This is a genomic window from Celerinatantimonas yamalensis (assembly GCF_046054155.1).
In the GTDB taxonomy this organism is placed as follows: domain Bacteria; phylum Pseudomonadota; class Gammaproteobacteria; order Enterobacterales; family Celerinatantimonadaceae; genus Celerinatantimonas; species Celerinatantimonas yamalensis.
In genome coordinates, this window is the sequence record NZ_JBEQCT010000002.1 from 1 (window position 1) to 15897 (window position 15897).

Sequence of the window (15897 nt, forward strand, 5' to 3'; positions counted from 1 at the left end):
TCTGCGGCTAAGTTCACCGCACCAATGCGTTTGATTTGACGCGCTAACGCATCTAATTCAGCGGCATAATCGATCGTCATGTCAATCTCATCCAGTGCTTGTGGGCTTAATGTCACTCCGGCCTCAGCTAATTGTTCAAGCAGGACACGTCGACGCGTTAATAGCTCCTGACTGGCTAACTGTTGTTGCTGAAATAATTGCTGTTGCTGCTCTTTTTGGCTTTGCAGCGTTTTGTGATCTAAACTCAATTGCGTCAATTGCTGTTGGTACTGCTGGCGTTTCCCCTCTAACTGCTCATGTTGAACTTGTTGCTCTAATTGCAATTGGCGCAGTGTTTCAGCTTGCTGAAGCAATTGCTCTAAATCAACGCCTTGCTGAGCAGATTCAGCAAGCTCAGCGAGTTCAGCTTGTAACTGCTTCAACTGTTCGCTTCTATCCTTGACCCATTCGCTGATTTGGCTGAGCTTTGCGTGTTGCTGTTGCAGCTTCAGTTGGAGCTGATGCTGATTACGCTCTATCTGTTGACTCTGAGCATTGAGCTGTTGGTGATGCTGCGTGCATTGCTGCGCGATTTGCTCGACGTTCAAATACTGTTGCTGTTGCTGTTCAAATTGCCACTGCAATTCTTCGAGCTGTTCAGCCAACATATCAACCTGCGCTTGCGACTCTTGCAATTCATCTTGTGCTTGTTGATATTGCGCGTGCAGCACTTCTTGTTGGGTTTGTTGATGAGCATGGCGCTGCTGCGCTAAAGCTACCTGCTGCGTTAGTTGCGCCTGCTGCGCACGGCCTGTTTGCAGCGCTTGTTGAGCGATTTCAAGCTCTGCTTCAATTTGTTGTAACTGTTCTTTGGCAACTGTAAGGGTTTGTTCAGCCTGTTGCTGGCTGGGCTCGAGGGTCTGCAATTGCTTGTCGAGTTGTTCTAAATGCGTTTGCTGAGCCAAAATCGACTGATGGTCATCGGCACCCAATACGTTTTGCCAATCACGCCCAAACCATTCACCTTGCGCGGTAATCAGCGATTGATGGGGAGCTAACTGATCTCGCTCTTGCAGCGCTTGCTGTTTGCTAGACACACAGCGAACCCCACGAAGCAGTATTATTGGCGCGCCTTGCACATGATGGACAAGTGCATTTTGAGGTTCATTATCAGGCACGCTTACATCAGCCCAAATCGCCAGATCCGCTTGCTCACGCTTTCGTTGATCAGTTTCAGCGAATAACCAAGGGCCTAATACTTTTTCAACTGCCAACTCCCACCCAGGCGTTATCGATAATCGCTCTCTAAGCGGATGGGATGCGACATATTGCTGTTTGGCTAGCGAATCGAGTAGTTGCTGCAATGACTGTCGCTCGGTACGTTGCTTAAACAGCTGTTGATTGAGCTTTAGTAAGTGTTCACTTTTTTGTTCAACCTCTGTTTGACAATTCTTCTGACACGCACTGAGCTGCAAAACGGTTGTATGTTGTTGCTGAACTTGTCGCTCAGCTTGTTGTAGTTGCGAGTCAAGCTCACCTAACTCATCTTCAAACAAGTTAGCGTGCTCATTGCATTGCACTGAGAGCTTTTGTAATTGCTGTTGTAATCGCTGCTGCAAGTGCTGGGCACCACGCTGTTGTTCTTGACGTGTTGCTAACTGCTGGCGCAGCTGTTGACTTTGATGATCGGCTTCACTTTTACGGGCGCTAGCTTGTTGCTGCGCGTCATCAGCCTGTTGCAAGGTGTCATTGAGTTCATCCAATTGCTGCTCACCAATGGCAAACTCTTGCTCTAGGGTGTCGATGTGCGCGGTTAGTTGCGGGACTTGCTGTTGGCGAGTGGCAAGTTCTTGTTGCAACTGTTCAATACGCTGTTGGTAACTCTGTTCTCGAGTTATACGCTGTTTTTGGTTGGCTTGTTGAAAGAGCAATTGCTCTTCACAGCGCGCGAGTTGAGCGGCACTTTGAGCTTGCTCTTGGCGAAAGCTATCCAGTTGCTCGATAAGTTCACGCTGCTCTTCACTGACCAATAAATGCTGATTATCAAGTTCGGTCAGCTTAGCATCCAACATAGCCAGTTGCTGGTTTTGTGTAGACTCTTCGCTATTTTTTTGATCAAGAGCTTGGTCCAAACGACGCAGCTGAGCTAATGATTGCTGCTGTTGTAATTGGCGCAGACGATCACGTAACTGACGATAGCGCATAGCCGCTTGTGCTTGCACACGAAGCTTGTCCACTTGCGCGGTTAATTCACTCTCGATATCATTCAATCGCAGCAGATTTTCTTCAGTATGACGAATGCGATTTTCGGTTTCTCGGCGGCGCTCTTTATAACGAGAAACACCAGCGGCTTCATCAATAAAGACTCTTAAATCCTGAGGTTTGGATTCAATTAATCGGCTGATCATGCCCTGCTCAATAATCGCGTAACTGCGCGGGCCAAGACCGGTGCCTAAAAACAGATCCGTAATATCTTTTTTACGACAGCGAGTACCGTTCAAAAAATACAGATTTTGGCCATCACGCGTCACCTCACGGCGCACCGCCACTTCATTGTACGCACCATATTCTCCACCTAATCGACCACTTTCATTATCAAACGCTAATTCAACAGAGGCTTTCGATGCAGCCGCTCTGCGGGTTGAACCATTAAAAATAACATCAGTCATGGCATCGCCGCGCAAGTTACGCGCCGAGCTTTCGCCGAGAACCCAACGCACAGCATCAATGACATTTGACTTCCCGCAGCCATTTGGCCCGACGACCCCAGTCAACTGCCGAGGAAACGGAATTTTCGTTGGTTCAGCAAACGATTTAAAACCCGCTAAGCGAATTGACTTTAAACGCATAACACCCTAATACATGTATATTCATTCGAGCGACTTTACCAGAGCCATCCAAGGTTTGTAATATGATAGTCCATTTTACTTAACGGAACTGCCCACAATGCAGGATTTATCCCGGACTCATCTCTCGGGTGCCCACTATTTCGTCCAAGGCTGGCGATTGGTGAGCCGACCTGGACTGCGACTTTTTGTCATCATTCCTCTATTAGTGAATACACTACTATTCGCAGGAGCATTTTACTGGCTATTTGATCGACTACAATACTGGATCGAACAAATTACCTTAGCACTCCCAACTAGTTTACATTGGCTGGATTGGTTGATTTGGCCGCTTGCAGTCATTGCAATTATCTTTGTATTTTCGTTTATTTTTGCCAGTGTCGGCAACTGGTTGGCCGCACCGTTTAATGGCATTTTAGCTGAACGAACTGAACTATTGCTAACAGGCCAGCCACTTCCAGAGGCTAAACTCAGTGAGCTGCTCACTGACATTCCTCGCACCTTGCTTCGAGAATGGCAAAAATTTTGTTACTGGCTACCACGTTCCCTCGTTTTAGTCTGCGCTTTTTTTATCCCCGGATTAGGTCAAACAGTTATTCCTGTGCTTTGGTTTGTGTTTAGTGCATGGATGATGGCTATTCAATATATTGATTATCCTTTTGATAACCATAAAATCGCCTTTCGACCGATGCGTGCACAGCTATCACGTAATCGCCTAGGGAACTGGCTGTTTGGTGCATTGGTCACGGTGGCAACGTGGATCCCACTGGTAAACTGGGTCGTTATGCCCGCTGCAATTTGCGGAGCAACAGCCCTGTGGGTGGACTATTATCGCGATGAAGAACAATCGCCACTTCGACGCGTTCCATGGCTTGAGCACTAGCTCAGCCCGTTATTATCTCTTTATTACATATGATTATAACTAAAGCTTCCTTCATTTATTAATTGAAGGCTTTATCCTAGGTAGTTATGTAAAGCATCATGAAAGGGTATGTCCAATGAGCAAAATTTATGAAGATAATACGCTAACCATCGGCCACACACCGTTGGTTCGATTGAATCGCGTCACTAAAGGCAATGTCTTAGCCAAGATCGAATCACGCAACCCAAGTTTTAGTGTCAAATGTCGTATTGGCGCTAACATGGTTTGGGATGCCGAGAAAAAAGGGCTATTGGGTCCGGGCAAAGAACTGGTTGAACCAACCAGTGGCAACACTGGGATTGCATTGGCCTTTGTCGCAGCCTCTCGTGGCTATCCAATCACTTTAACGATGCCAGCAAGTATGAGTCTTGAGCGACGTAAACTACTCAAAGCGCTTGGTGCAAATCTAGTGCTCACTGAAGGTCCTAAAGGGATGAAAGGGGCCATAGCCAAGGCTCAAGAGATTGTCGATAGTGACAGTAAATATATTATGCTCGGCCAATTTGATAATCCAGCTAACCCACAAATCCATGAACAAACAACTGGCCCTGAGATTTGGGATGACACAGATGGCGAAGTTGATGTGTTTATCGCTGGCGTCGGCACTGGGGGTACTTTGACAGGAACCTCGCGTTATATCAAAAAAACCCAGGGTAAAGCGATTCTCAGCGTTGCCGTTGAACCGACTACATCCCCGGTGATTACCCAAGCAAAAGCAGGTGAAGAACTCAAGCCTGGTCCACACAAAATCCAAGGTATTGGACCTGGTTTTATACCCGCGAACTTGGACTTAGACTTAGTTGACCGAGTCGAGCAGGTGAGTGACGAAGAAGCTTTTGCGATGGCACACCGACTCATGGAGGAGGAAGGGATCTTAGCCGGTATCTCATCTGGCGCAGCTGTTGTGGCAGCCGCACGCATCGCCGAAGAACCAGAATATGCTGACAAAACAATTGTGGTCATTTTACCCAGTGCAGCCGAGCGTTATTTAAGTAGCCCATTGTTTGCTAATATGTTTACTGAAGAAGAAAATCTGCAGTAATTTTATGCCAAATGATCAAAAGCCAATCCATCAAAGGGTTGGCTTTTTTGATCGAGCTCTCAATATTGTCATTTAATCTTTTAATTTTGCCACGTGAACATGGCGCAAAATGCCCGTTCCCATTCACTTAGCTTTATCACTCAAACTGTTTGTGATCACATTCAATAACCACTATACTTTTCGCCCAGCGGCAGGCACTACCTGCATTGTCAACAGCAGATAGGCTCGTCTACACAGACAATATGATGGGCTTCATCATTGTTGAGCAAAACAAAAAATTTGTTAAAAAATAACGTTTGCAGTGATTCAACATCGCTCATCGATTGCTTATATTTTGATGTAGATTAAGCACTACTAGGCTAAATATCGTTATTTTACTACATACTTTCTTACAGTTATGAGTTTGTCATGCTCAAATTGTTTGATAATAACATCAATATAGCCGATAACTAAAATAGAGGTACACCTATGTTTGAGAAAAACGTTGTTATTACCGCAGAAAATGGACTACACACCCGCCCTGCAGCCCAGTTTGTTAAAGAAGCAAAATCGTTTAGTAGCGATGTTTCTGTTATCAGTGGTGGCAAATCTGCCAGCGCGAAAAGCTTGTTTAAATTGCAAACTCTCGGGTTGACCAAGGGGACTGAAATTACGATTCGTGCCGAAGGTTCTGATGAAAAAGATGCAGTAGCAAAATTAGTTGCATTGATGGATGAATTAGAATAGTTCCTCCCATCTTTTTATCGTTCAGTTTATAAAGGTTTAGGTTATGATATCAGGAATTCCAGCTTCACCAGGCATTGCTTTCGGAAAGGCACTTTTGCTGAGTGAAGATGAAGTAGTTATTAATCAACACCCCATTAAGTCCAGTGAAGTCAAAGCTGAAATTAAGCGCTTCTTGGATGCCAGAGATAAAACAGCAGCCCAGCTAGAAGAGATCAAGACCATGGCTGGTGCAACCTTCGGTGCAGAAAAAGAGGCCATTTTCGAGGGACATATTATGTTACTTGAAGATGAGGAACTGGAAGAAGATATCAAAACCTTCATCCAAGATGAACTTGCATCAGCGGATCGCGCAATCAATGCAGTGATTGAACAAAATGCTCAAATGCTCGCCAACTTGGATGACCCTTATTTGCGTGAACGAGCAACAGATTTTCGCGATATTGGGTCACGTCTGGTTAAAAATGCGCTGGGAATCGATATTGTCTCTTTGAGTTCTATCAAAGAGGAAGTGATCTTAGTGGCTGGGGATTTAACCCCATCAGAAACCGCTCAAATCAATCTGAATAAAGTATTAGGGTTTGTAACCGAGCTCGGTGGCCGAACTTCCCATACATCAATTATGGCTCGTTCGTTAGAACTTCCTGCAATTGTAGGTACCAATGATATTACCAATAAAGTTAAAAATGGAGATATTCTGGTATTAGATGCGGTTAATAATGAAATACTGATTAACCCTAGCAACGAGCAGTTAGAATCTTATAAAAAACGCCAAATCGAATTTCTAGCCGAGAAAGAAGAGCTCGCTAAACTTAAAGATCTACCCGCAATTACATTGGATGGTCATCGAGTTGAAGCCTGTTCTAACATTGGCAGCCTTAAAGACGTCAAAGGTGCAGAGCGTAACGGAGCTGAAGGTATTGGCTTGTACCGCACTGAATTTTTGTTTATGGATCGTGATAGTCTGCCAACTGAAGACGAACAGTTCAAAGCTTATAAAGCAGTTGCTGAGAGCATGCCAAACCACCCGATCATTATCCGTACTATGGATATTGGTGGGGACAAAGATCTGCCTTATCTCAACTTGCCAAAAGAGATGAACCCATTTCTTGGCTGGCGCGCAGTACGAATCTTCTTTGATCGTCCTGAAATTATGCACACTCAGTTACGAGCACTACTTCGAGCTTCTGCATTTGGTAAAATTCGGATCATGTTCCCAATGATCATCTCTGTCGAAGAGATCCGTTTTTTAAAAGCCGAACTCAACAAACTGAAAGTACAACTGCGTGACGAAGGTAAATCGTTTGACGATACCATTGAAGTCGGTATCATGGTCGAAACGCCAGCCGCAGCGGTCATTGCACACCACCTGATTAAAGAGGTTGATTTCTTTAGTATAGGTACCAATGATCTAACTCAGTACACATTAGCAGTTGATCGTGGTAATGAACTGATTTCGAAAATGTATAATCCATTATCACCGTCTGTACTCAACCTGATCAAACAGGTCATCGATGCATCACACGCTGCTGGCAAGTGGACTGGCATGTGCGGTGAATTAGCTGGTGATGAGCGGGCGACTATTCTGTTACTAGGTATGGGCCTTGACGAATTTTCAATGAGTGCGATCTCTATTCCACTGATTAAAAAATTAGTCCGTAATACCAATTACGAAGACGCAAAACAGTTAGCCGAGCAGGCTCTTGCTGCCGCAACAGCAGATGAAGTAGCAGACCTGATGGATGAATTTATTAAACAAAAAGCGGTTTGCTAGTTGCCATTGATAAAATCGCATTGACTTGAGGAGCTTAAACATGGGGCTGTTCGATAAGCTGAAAAAATTAGTTTCAGAAGAGAATACCAACGAATCAGGATATGAAATCATTGCACCATTATCTGGAGAGATAGTGCCAATCGAAGATGTTCCTGATGTGGTTTTTGCTGAGAAAATTGTAGGTGACGGGATTGCAATTAAACCATCAGGGAACAAAATTGTTGCGCCTTGTGATGGAACGATTGGTAAAATTTTCGAAACCAACCATGCATTTTCATTAGAATCTGACAATGGTATTGAGCTGTTTGTGCACTTTGGTGTAGATACAGTTGAGCTCAAAGGCGAAGGATTTACACGTATTGCGCAAGAGGGCCAGAAAGTCAAACAAGGTGATACTATCATCGAATTCGACTTAGCTTTGCTCGAAGAGAAAGCAAAATCTGTACTGACACCTGTTGTTATCTCAAACATGGATGAAGTTAAAAGCCTTCAAAAAATGTCAGGCACAGTCACTGTTGCTGAAACTGTTGTGTTGCGTGTGACTAAATAATCAAAGAGTTCACCGATAGAACATATCAAGAGATACGATACAAATAATTTTAGTATCTCTTGATTCGTGGCATAAAAAAATCCAGTGCTTTTGTCACTGGATTTTTTATGTCTGCATAACGCCCACATTGGCGTTGCAAGACCCGTAAGCGATACGTATGGGTATCTTACCTTCAAATACATAGAACGCCTGCTGAGACCCTTTAGGACGATTTAACGAGCTAGCGCAAGCGTGCGATTTGCTTAGAACATGTTGCCGTTTCTCGATTAGATTTATTCGTTCTGACAACGTGCTGCCCGTGAAATGAAAACGATGTTGAGTGACTCCCAAGTGACGAACAAGTAGCAGGCAAAAAGAGTAAAAATAGATCCTTGTCAGAGAATCTTCAGGCTGTGTTTAGCCTGCATTCGATCTACCGTGATCACTCATTTGTTAACAGAAACGATCATACCGCCCCCGCCTTGCATCAAAATCCATCAATTGGCTGAAAAATCCTCTACATCAACACAGCCTAAAACACGGCCCAATTGACCATTGCAGCAGCTAACCACATCACGACCATATAACGAAAATTCAAACGCAACACGCTACGACTCGTCGTCTGATAACGACTGATCATCGCAAGTCCCACGCCAGATAGCGGGCTTGATGCTGTTCCTGTCCCCCACACCGATAAGAATAAAAACGCTAATTGATCGGGATTAGCACCTAGCGGCACAAGCAAAGGACTGATCAGTGACACACTCACAACTGGATGCACGCCAACCAACGACACTAAAATCATTCCGCCACTCACAATTAAAAACATCAGGGGAGTGAAAGCATTCGCGTCAAATTGTACCAAGCTGGGATAGACATGCAGAATAACCGCAACACCGCTGGAGAATACACCTGCAGCTAAAAAGAGAGCAAACTGACTGGCAACGTTAGATAAACGTCCTTGGATGTAGTCAGATAACACGCTTACACGCGACTGACCTCGCATAAACACAACCGCCCCTAAAGGCGCTATCAGCGTAATAAGAGTCAAAATATGCACTTGTTGGTAGAGATGATGCAACGCCAAGACTGCAATGGCTAGAATCACCGGCATCACTAAACTATCAGCACGTAGCGGATACCCTTTGAACTGCTCAATCTTATGACGACTCACCTCCCAATAGGTCATTAATATCATCGGAACAACCAACAAGAGCCCTGGAATCACTGTGTGCGACCACTGCGCGCCAGGGGCATATGTCATAGCAACCCCAGCGGCAACAAAAAAGGGCGACCAATACGCACCGGCACAAAATCCGCGCATCATCACTTGTACTTGTCGATCATCAAGCTTGCCATCGCGTGCAAGCCTATCGCCAACCACAAAGATAATCGATAGATTAATAATCGACCCCAGCAGATGGCACGATAATAAAGTCGACCAAAATCCCTGCTTCCCCATCGGCTGTGATTGATCTTGCTCGGTGGGGTTTGTTAATGACAAAAACGACACGGCGACAAACATGGCCAACAGTGGCAGATTACGTGTTACAGCTTGAAAAATCGCCAAAGAAGCCCCATGCATCGCCCCCCAAATGAGCATCAATAAGCCACTGCCCAAAAGTAGTCCAGATTGCTGATGCGATGACTTAGACAAAGTCGGCCAACACATAATGACCGCACTCCAAGCACATAGCGCTGATAACAATGCAGCACTGGGGAAAAATGAATGGCAAAGATAAAACACCGCGGTGGACAGAATCAGCCAACCGGCTAGCGAGGTTTGAAATAGTGAACGTGTATGCAACATAAATTTTTATTTAACCCGCCGAGGAAAGCCCGCAGACTCGTGTTCTAGCCATCATGAAAAATAACCGTTCTCACAACAACCATTCGCCTAGTATGAAAGAATTCATAATCGCTAATTATTCTTAAGCTTTCAATGACTTTTCGATCAACAAAAGTTCGAATAGGCATCATTTAAAAAGCTAATTTGACAACTATGCCAGTCCCGCGACTTTCGGTTTTAATAATAAACTCAAAAAATAGTAGATATTTTATGAAATTTGTCAGATTAGGCCGCTTAAAATTGACTTTATGCGCTAGAGCTATCATCATCTTAAGAGGCGCTGTTCACGAGGAAACATGCACGAGGGTTATTATCTATCGATTGTGACTCATTGCTTATCACCGGTGAGGTCAAAGCAATCGTGATGAAAATCATGAATAACCTGAAGTAGGCCTATTCATATTTAATGGTACATTAAGCTTTTTGATAAAGGATAAAAAACAATGAAAAAGACTATATTAATCGCCATCGCACTGGCAGCTCCTCTATTATTAGCAGGTTGTTCAAATACATCTCAAATCAAAGCAATGAACAGCAAACTTGACTCACTGTCCGATCAAGTATCAGCACTGCAAGCTGAACAGAGTACTCTGTCAAGCGATGTAAATGCAGCAAAAACCGCAGCCCAAGAAGCAAAATCAGAAGCTGCTCGTGCCAACCAACGTATCGATCATATTGCTAAATCATATACTAAATAGTTCGGCAATTCAGCGTGTTAGCCATCGGCTAACACGCCCATTTTTTAATCATTCACTGCACGACCAACTAGCTCAGGATACCCTGAACGCTGCGTAAGAACTTTCACTAGCTGTTGTTGATCAATACCTTTCTTAGTAAGAAATTTTAAAATTTTCGGGTCAGTGGGAATGCTCACTGCTTGGGTTTGATCGGCTTTTGCCTGACTTAATGGCCGAGTCACCTCAAGATATAATTGGCCGTTTGGCTCACGACTATATTGTACTGGTTGATTGATGATCCGCACCATCATACCGACATGAGCTTGTGAAAAAAGATATTGAATATTACGAGGAAACAATCGAATACATCCTGAGCTAACTCGCAGCCCTACCCCAAAGCTTTTATTAGTACCATGAATAAGATACTCACCATTACCATAGCCTAAACGCATCGCATAATCGCCCAGCGGGTTATTGGCTCCTGCTGGCACCACTTGAGGAAGAATAACTCCTTTCATTGCATATTCTTGACGAATATGTTCGGTTGGCGTCCAAGTTGGATTGGGAATCTTTTGCGCAATATGTGTCGTTGTGACTGGTGTATTCCACCCAATGCGACCAATGCCAATTGGAAAAACATCGACTTGATGAAACTTAGGCCGAAAATAAAATAGTTGGAGCTGAGCAATATTAACAACAATGCCTTGCTGCTTGCCTTCAGGTAATAATGTCTGCAATGGGATCAATAACTTTTTCCCCACCTTAGGTAAAAAAGGGTCAACACCAGGATTTGCAGCCATTAACGCCAAAAAGCCAATATCATAATGGTTGGCAATAGACGCAATCGTGTCACCCTGATGAACCACATACTGGGTATTTGTACCAATTAAACGACTATTGTCTATCGGTAGTGTATAGGTTCGAGCAAACAGACAACTACTCCAAAGGGAAATCAAAATCAAACAAACTCGCAACAGCATATAGACACTCTCTTTATCGGGACCGAGTAATAGCGTTTTATCATATAGAATTAATGGTTTTTTCGCCACGCTAATTGCGCTAACAGCGGTGTAATAGATACCATATTCAGAGCAAAAAAAACCCGTCATAAAGACGGGCTTTTCAATTCGATACGCAATCAATTAGTCATTACTATTTTCTTCATCTTGATTGTCTTGCGGAGCAGTTGCTTCTTGCACAGGCTCAGGTTTTGGTGAAGCTTCTTTCATGCTTAAACGAACCCGCCCTTGACGGTCGACTTCCAGCACTTTCACTTTGACTTCATCGCCTACATTGAGGTAATCAGCTACTTTATTAACACGCTCATGAGCAATCTGGGAAATATGCACTAAACCATCTTTACCCGGTAAAATTTGCACAAAGGCGCCAAAGTCAGCTAAGCGAACCACTTTACCTTGATACAACTGGCCCACTTCCACTTCAGCTGTTAACTGCTCAATACGAGCAATAGCAGCTTTGGCTTGATCGTTATCAGTTGCTGCAATTTTGACTGTACCATCATCGCTAATTTCGATAGTTGTGCCTGTTTCTTCAGTCAACGCACGGATGGTTGCACCACCCTTACCGATGACATCTTTAATTTTCTCAGGGCTAATTTTAAGCGTATGAATGCGTGGTGCAAACTCAGATATATCATCGCGAGCACCGCTAATCGCTTCATCCATCACACTTAAGATGTGCATCCGCGCACCTTTGGCTTGGCTTAGCGCAACCTGCATGATCTCTTTAGTGATACCTTCGATTTTGATATCCATCTGTAAGGCAGTTACGCCATCAGTTGTCCCAGCGACTTTAAAGTCCATATCGCCAAGATGATCCTCATCACCAAGAATATCAGACAGAACCACAAAGCGATCGTCTTCTTTCACAAGCCCCATGGCAATACCTGCCACTGATCCTTTAATAGGTACACCAGCATCCATCAATGCTAACGATGAACCACATACAGATGCCATTGAACTAGATCCATTAGATTCTGTAATCTCGGAAACGACACGGACTGTGTATGGGAATTCATCAGCACTTGGCATTACTGCCGCAACACCACGCTTCGCTAACCGGCCATGACCAATTTCGCGGCGTTTTGGTGATCCCATCATGCCTGTTTCACCAACACAATATGGAGGGAAGTTATAGTGCAACAAGAAGTGATCAGTACGTGTTCCTGTGAGCTCGTCGATCATCTGTGCATCGCGCTGAGTTCCCAACGTACAAGTGACTAATGCTTGCGTTTCACCACGAGTAAATATGGCACTACCATGTGTGCGAGGCAGTACACCTGTTGCCACATTCAATGCACGAACCATATCAGCTTCACGACCATCGATACGTGGTTCACCAGCTAAAATACGGTTACGTACTACAGCTTTTTCAACTTTAGCCAGCTCATCGCCAATCTCCATTGCATCCAGTGTTTCATCTTCACTGGTCAGCTGCTCAATCACTGCTTTTTTAATTTCGCCAACCGCTTCGTAGCGGGCAGCTTTTTCAGTGATGCGATACGCTTCACCTAACTTTTCTTCAGAAAGAACTTTAACTTTATCAGCCAAAGAAACATTTTTCTCTGGTGAATGCCAATCCCAAGCTGGTTTCGCAGCTTCGCTAGCCAGTTCATTGATAGCCTGAACAACTACTTGCAACTGCTCATGGCCGTACATAACGGCACCCAACATGACATCTTCTGGCAATTCTTGTGCTTCAGATTCAACCATCAAGACTGCATTTTTGGTCCCAGCAACTACCAAATCTAACTGACTTTCAGTCAGCTCTTCGACAGTTGGGTTAAGAATATAGTTGCCATTGATAAACCCAACACGCGCAGCACCAATTGGGCCATGGAATGGGATACCCGATAAGGCTAATGCAGCTGATGCACCAATTAAGGCTGGAATATCAGGTTGAACAAGTGGATTAACCGACATAACGGTTGCAACAACTTGAACTTCGTTGACAAATCCTTCTGGGAATAATGGTCGAATCGGACGGTCAATTAAACGCGCAATCAGAGTTTCGCCTTCCGATGGGCGACCTTCACGTTTAAAGAAACCGCCTGGAATACGACCTGCTGCGTAGGTCCGTTCTTGATAATTAACTGTCAGGGGGAAGAAGTCTTGTCCAGGCTTCGGTTCCTTTTTGCCAACGACAGTAACAAAAACCGCTGTGTCGTCAACGGTAACCATGACCGCGGCATCTGCCTGGCGAGCGATTGCGCCCGTTTCCAGAGTGACAGTATGCTGGCCATATTGAAATTTTTTAACAATAGGATTCACGTGAATTTCCTTCGTTTGCGCTTTAATCTTTCTCTCATTTCGCGGCTAGTATAATGCATCTATTGGATAAAAGATAATCTTAACCACGATTGCCGTTTCCATATATTGTATCAACACCATCTGCTGCATTGATAGCATTACAGTGGTTGTCACGATAAATGCCACATAGCACATTTTCTAACCATAACGATATAAATAAAAACATTAAATTAGAAAATTCTTATATAATGAAGACTGAATAGTACTGATACATCACAACAGGACAAGAAGATGATACAAGCAAATGTCGGTGGTTGGGATAAATACTTGCGGATTGTAATCGGTGTCGTATTGATAGGCTTAATGGCGCTCGGCTATATTGGTCTATGGGGTTGGATTGGCGTCGTACCTATCCTCAGTGCAGCCTTTAACTACTGCCCATTGTACCAGTTAATTGGGTTTTCAACCCATCACTGAAATACAGATCAAAATAATTCATTAAAAAAGAGGAGCTCATAGCTCCTCTTTTTAATCCGAAAGGGGCGCAAATTAACGGCGCAGACCCAAACGCTCAATCAAAGTTTGATAGCGCGTATCATCTTTACCTTTCAGGTAGTCCAGCAAATTACGACGCTGACTTACCATACGCAACAAACCACGACGGCTGTGGTGATCGTGAATATGAGTTTTAAAATGACCTTGCAGATGATCAATCTGTGCAGATAATAACGCAACCTGAACTTCTGGAGAACCGGTATCGCCTTCACCACGTGCAAAATCAGCAACGATTTTTGCTTTTTCTTCAGTACTTAGTGACATGGACTAACTCCTAATTAAGTGAATCGATGTCAACGCCAATCACTAATTCAGCGCTAACAGGACGCAGTATTCTAGTCGCTTTGTACGCTTAGATCAAGACTCGAAGACAACCAATCGCTTAGGCGTCACAAGACCATCATCATTAACCTCACCAATCCCGATAAAACAATGACTGGGTCCCATATACATTCGCAACGGTTGCCCAATCGGAGCACTTGGCACCATCACTGCTTGACCATGTAACAGATAATCGCCCATGACCTCATCAACTTCAACTTGCGCTAAACGTGACACGGCACTATCCATTGGCAATAGTAATTGATCAAGCAACTGTTCGGGGACAATATCTTGTTGTTGCGCTTGCTCAAACTGTGAATTTAAATCTTCCAGACTAATCACTTGTTCTGCTGGATAATCCGCCACATGAGAGCGATGCAGCGCCGCCACATGCGCCCCGCAACCTAATAGTTCACCTAAATCATCCACGATAGTGCGAATATAGGTACCTTTGCTACAGTGGATATCCAAACGCAGCTCATCACCTTTAAAATATAGCTTTTCGATACTGTAGACGGTTATCGGCCGTGACTCACGCGGGATCTCAATACCTTCTCGAGCGTACCAATACAGTGGTTTACCTTGATATTTTAGAGCCGAATAGATAGATGGGATCTGCTCGATATCTCCCATAAATGTCGGTAAAGCTGCTTGGATATGCGCTTCAGTCACATCAACAGGGCGCGTCATTACCACGTCACCGTCAGCATCGGATGTATTGGTACGAATACCAAGTTTTGCAGTGACTTGATAGCGCTTATCCGAATCCAATAAGTACTGGGAAAACTTAGTCGCTTCGCCTAAGCAGATCGGTAACATCCCTGTGGCCAAAGGGTCTAACGCACCAGTATGACCCGCCTTTTGAGCAAAAAAAATCCGTTTGACTTTTTGCAGCGCAAAATTAGATGTCATACCTGATGATTTATCCAGTAACAGAATACCATTAACTTTACGTCCACGGGTCCTGCGTGCCATTAATTATCCTCGTCACTCGAATTATGCTGCTGCTTCTTACGACGATCATCACTCACCGCTTGAGTAGCTAGATTAGACATTCGCATCCCTTCAACGAGTGATTTATCATAAGCAAAACGCAATTCAGGAACCGCACGTAAACGCATCGCTTTGCCCAATAGTAAACGGATATAAGGTTTGGCTTCCTCAAGAGCCACAAGCCCTTGTTGAATACCTTCTTCACTATCATCTAAGAATGTTACAAACACTTTGGCATACGCCAAATCACGGGTTACATCCACCGATGATACAGTGACCAGCCCTAATCGAGCATCTTTTATTTCCCGTTGCAAAATCATTGCAACTTCTTTTTGTACTTGCTGAGCCACCCGCTGTGGCCGGCTAAATTCTCTTGCCATGGTCTTCACCTCAGACATAAATGGGGGCATTAAAGCCC

General features: G+C 44.2%; 14 protein-coding genes. 7 read left to right on the top strand and 7 right to left on the bottom strand.

Annotated features, from left to right (window positions below):
- The coding region (gene smc, locus ABUE30_RS04650; RefSeq protein ID WP_408622543.1) for a chromosome segregation protein SMC at window positions 1–2828 on the bottom strand (2828 nt) is incomplete at its 3' end.
- Between the two features lie 97 nt (window positions 2829–2925).
- Between smc and cysZ the strand changes: the two genes are divergently transcribed.
- From cysZ to crr, 5 genes are all read left to right on the top strand, one after another.
- Window positions 2926–3708, top strand: a complete 783-nt coding sequence (gene cysZ / locus ABUE30_RS04655) for a sulfate transporter CysZ (RefSeq protein WP_408622544.1) — start codon at window positions 2926–2928, stop codon at window positions 3706–3708.
- 115 nt (window positions 3709–3823) lie between these two features.
- Entirely contained in the window at window positions 3824–4789 is a 966-nt protein-coding gene (gene cysK / locus ABUE30_RS04660; RefSeq protein ID WP_408622545.1) for a cysteine synthase A, read from the top strand.
- A gap of 468 nt (window positions 4790–5257) precedes the next feature.
- Window positions 5258–5515, top strand: coding sequence for an HPr family phosphocarrier protein (locus ABUE30_RS04665; RefSeq protein WP_408622546.1), 258 nt, complete (start codon window positions 5258–5260; stop codon window positions 5513–5515).
- Between the two features lie 43 nt (window positions 5516–5558).
- Window positions 5559–7286, top strand: a complete 1728-nt coding sequence (gene ptsI / locus ABUE30_RS04670) for a phosphoenolpyruvate-protein phosphotransferase PtsI (RefSeq protein WP_408622547.1) — start codon at window positions 5559–5561, stop codon at window positions 7284–7286.
- Between the two features lie 40 nt (window positions 7287–7326).
- Complete coding sequence (gene crr, locus ABUE30_RS04675; protein WP_408622548.1) at window positions 7327–7836, top strand: PTS glucose transporter subunit IIA; 510 nt, start codon at window positions 7327–7329, stop codon at window positions 7834–7836.
- Between the two features lie 511 nt (window positions 7837–8347).
- Here crr and ABUE30_RS04680 read toward each other — a convergent pair.
- Window positions 8348–9625, bottom strand: a complete 1278-nt coding sequence (locus ABUE30_RS04680; protein ID WP_408622549.1) for a transporter permease — start codon at window positions 9623–9625, stop codon at window positions 8348–8350.
- A 482-nt stretch (window positions 9626–10107) separates the two neighbouring features.
- Here ABUE30_RS04680 and ABUE30_RS04685 point away from each other — a divergent pair, with 482 nt between their 5' ends.
- Window positions 10108–10362, top strand: coding sequence for an Lpp/OprI family alanine-zipper lipoprotein (locus ABUE30_RS04685; RefSeq protein ID WP_408622550.1), 255 nt, complete (start codon window positions 10108–10110; stop codon window positions 10360–10362).
- A 44-nt stretch (window positions 10363–10406) separates the two neighbouring features.
- On the opposite strand, the gene ABUE30_RS04690 is transcribed toward ABUE30_RS04685, so the two are convergent.
- Window positions 10407–11450, bottom strand: a complete 1044-nt coding sequence (locus ABUE30_RS04690) for a L,D-transpeptidase family protein (RefSeq protein ID WP_408622551.1) — start codon at window positions 11448–11450, stop codon at window positions 10407–10409.
- A gap of 33 nt (window positions 11451–11483) precedes the next feature.
- Entirely contained in the window at window positions 11484–13631 is a 2148-nt protein-coding gene (gene pnp / locus ABUE30_RS04695) for a polyribonucleotide nucleotidyltransferase (RefSeq protein ID WP_408622552.1), read from the bottom strand.
- A gap of 270 nt (window positions 13632–13901) precedes the next feature.
- On the opposite strand from pnp, the gene ABUE30_RS04700 reads away from it, so the two are divergent.
- Window positions 13902–14087: a YgaP family membrane protein gene (locus tag ABUE30_RS04700; RefSeq protein WP_408622553.1), complete on the top strand. Its 186-nt coding sequence runs from the start codon at window positions 13902–13904 to the stop codon at window positions 14085–14087.
- Window positions 14088–14159: 72 nt separating this feature from the next.
- On the opposite strand, the gene rpsO is transcribed toward ABUE30_RS04700, so the two are convergent.
- The 3 genes from rpsO to rbfA form a co-directional block, all read right to left on the bottom strand.
- Window positions 14160–14429: a 30S ribosomal protein S15 gene (gene rpsO / locus ABUE30_RS04705; protein WP_408622554.1), complete on the bottom strand. Its 270-nt coding sequence runs from the start codon at window positions 14427–14429 to the stop codon at window positions 14160–14162.
- A 93-nt stretch (window positions 14430–14522) separates the two neighbouring features.
- Window positions 14523–15461: a tRNA pseudouridine(55) synthase TruB gene (gene truB, locus ABUE30_RS04710; RefSeq protein ID WP_408622555.1), complete on the bottom strand. Its 939-nt coding sequence runs from the start codon at window positions 15459–15461 to the stop codon at window positions 14523–14525.
- The gene (gene rbfA, locus ABUE30_RS04715) at window positions 15461–15859 is read right to left on the bottom strand and encodes a 30S ribosome-binding factor RbfA (RefSeq protein ID WP_408622556.1); all 399 of its coding nucleotides are present in this window, start codon (window positions 15857–15859) and stop codon (window positions 15461–15463) included. Before rbfA ends, truB begins: the two co-directional genes overlap by 1 nt.
- Between the last annotated feature and the right edge of the window lie 38 nt (window positions 15860–15897).